Annotated in this window: 3 protein-coding genes; all 3 read right to left on the reverse strand. The window is 71.5% G+C overall.

The features are described from left to right. Positions 1–471 (reverse strand): MFS transporter (locus H5J29_RS28820; protein WP_181784127.1); only part of this gene is annotated, 471 nt, incomplete at its 3' end. Positions 472–533: 62 nt separating this feature from the next. Continuing rightward, on the reverse strand, positions 534–2,108 hold the full coding sequence (locus tag H5J29_RS28825) for an acyl--CoA ligase family protein (RefSeq protein ID WP_181784128.1): 1,575 nt from the start codon (positions 2,106–2,108) through the stop codon (positions 534–536). Between the two features lie 86 nt (positions 2,109–2,194). Next, entirely contained in the window at positions 2,195–2,386 is a 192-nt protein-coding gene (locus H5J29_RS28830; protein WP_181784129.1) for a ferredoxin, read from the reverse strand. Between the last annotated feature and the right edge of the window lie 207 nt (positions 2,387–2,593).

Raw genomic sequence — 2,593 nt, forward strand, 5'->3', positions numbered from 1 at the left:
CGCGACCGCGGGCACCGCGACCCCCGCGAGGAGCGTCGCCAGCGGCACCGACGCCTGCTTGACGCCGAACGACAGCCCCATCCGGGCCGGGGGCATGGAGCGGGCCAGGGTGAGGTTCGAGGACAGCTGCCCCATGACGTTGCACCACGCGCCCATCAGCAGGATCACCACGAGCGAGGCGTAGTTCCACGAGACCAGGCCGGTGAGCAGCAGGAACACGGCGGCGCCGGAGACCGCGACCCGGCTCGTCCGGCGCGACCCCCACCGCTCGACGAGCCTGCCGACCGGGAGCGACGCCAGCGCCGACACCCCGAAGTAGAGCGCCACGACGAGTCCCAGCGCCGCCGGGTCGAAGTCCAGCTCCGCGCCGATCTGCACACTCAGCGCCCCGAGCAGGAACACCGGCAGGACCGTCGCGGTGGTGATCGCGACCGCCCCCGCGCCCACCCGCAACGCACTCTGCTCGGCCATCGGTGAGCAACGCTAAAGGTGACGTCGTGCGTGGCGATAGTCGTTATGACGACTATCGCCGCTCACCGCTTGCGGAGCTCGAACTTCTGGATCTTGCCGGTGCTGGTCTTCGGGAGGGCCTCGACGATCTCGACGTCCCGCGGCGCCTTGTACCGCGCGATCTTCGACTTGACGTGCTCGATCAGCTCCTCCGGCGTGGCCTCGCCGCCCTCGGCCAGCACGACGAACGCCTTCGGGCGCTCGCCCCACTGCTCGTCGGGCACCCCGACCACGGCGGCCTCCAGCACGGCCGGGTGGGACACCACGGCCTGCTCGACCTCGATCGTCGAGATGTTCTCGCCGCCGGAGATCACGATGTCCTTGGCGCGGTCCCGCAGCTCCACGTAGCCGTCGGGGTGCACCACGCCGAGGTCGCCGGAGTGGAACCAGCCGCCCTCGAAGGCCTTCTCGGTGGCGGCGGGATCGTCGTAGTAGCCGGTCATGACGTTGTTGCCGCGCATCACGACCTCACCCATGGTCTCGCCGTCGGCCGGGACGTCGTTCATGTCCTTGTCGACGACCCGCACCGCGTCCGTCTGGATCATGCCGACGCCCTGCCGTGCCTGCAGCCGGGCCCGCTCCTCGGGGTCGAGCGCGGCCCAGTCCCGCTGGTACTGGTTCACCGTGTACGGGCCGTAGGTCTCGGTGAGGCCGTAGACGTGCACGATCCGGAAGCCCATCTGCTCCATCTGCAGGATCGTCGTGGGGCTCGGCGGCGCGCCGGCGGTGGTGACCACGAGCCGGTAGTCCAGCTCGCGGGCCTCCGGGGCCCGCATGATCGTCGTGACGACGGTGGGGGCGCCGTTGAGGTGCGTCACCCGGTGCTCGCCGATCTGCTCCCAGATCACGTCGCCGCGGACCTCGCGCAGGCAGACGTGGGTGGCCCCGATCCCGGTGACCGCCCACGGGGTGCACCAGCCGTTGCAGTGGAACATCGGGAGCGTCCAGAGGTAGACGCTGTCCGGCGTGAACCCGGAGTGCACGATCTCGCCGAAGGAGTTCAGGTAGGCGCCGCGGTGGCTGTACTGCACGCCCTTGGGACGACCGGTGGTGCCGGAGGTGTAGTTGATCGAGATCGTGGACTCCTCGTCCGCGACCTCCCACGGGAGCGGGGTGTCGGCGCCGCGGGCGAGCAGGTCGTCGTAGCGCACACCCGAACCCACGCCGTCCCCCCGGTCGGCGGGGTCGATGACGGTGATGATCTCCTCGACGGACTTCAGCTCGCTCGCCACGGGGGCCACGCGCGGGTGCAGCGCGGCGTCGACGACCAGCAGCTTCGCGCCGGAGTGGTCGAGGATGTACCGGATCTCCTCGGTCGAGAGCCGCGTGTTGATCGCGACCAGCACCGCGCCCGCCAAGGGCACGGCGAAGTGCGCGACGAGCATCTCCGGCACGTTGGGCAGCAGGTACGCCACCCGGTCGCCGGGCTCGATCCCCGACCCACGCAGCCCGTGCGCCACGCGCGTGACCTCGGCGGCGAACTCCGCGTAGGTCGTCCGGCGCTCGCCGTAGACGATCGCCGTGCGGTCCGGGTACACCGCCGCCGAGCGGCGGAGCAGGTCCAGGGGGGTCAGCGGCGTGTGCCAGACCGGGCTCATCCAGCGATCCTCGCCGTTGGCGGTGACCCGGGCAACCAGGCCGTGTCTCCCCATCCGCCCGGCGGCGCCGGATGGGGAGGCGCGACCTAGCCCTCGAGGGTGATCGCGGCCTTCGGGCAGGCCCGGACCGCCTCCTCCACCTTCGCCCGCAGCGCCTCGGGCGGGGACTCGTCCAGGACGTAGAGGAAGTCGTCGTCTCGTACCTCGAAGACCTCCGGGGCGGCCGCCATGCACAGCGCGTTGCTCTCGCAGAGGTCGAAGTCCACCGTCACCTTCATGGCCCCCATGGTGGACCCGCGGGCGGGATTCCGCGTGACTGAGGACACCCTTCCTGGGAGTCGTCGCTGGTCGAGGCCGTGGCGCGCAGCGGAGACCCGGCAGGGACCACCGCGCGGGTCGTCGCGCAGACGGGTGCGGGCTCGGTCGAGGCCTGGGCGCGCACGACCTCCGCGAGAGCGGACGGGGCGGGCGCGGGCGGGGTGGTC

This window comes from Pseudonocardia pini (assembly GCF_013870575.1).
GTDB classification, from domain to species: Bacteria; Actinomycetota; Actinomycetes; order Mycobacteriales; family Pseudonocardiaceae; genus Pseudonocardia; species Pseudonocardia pini.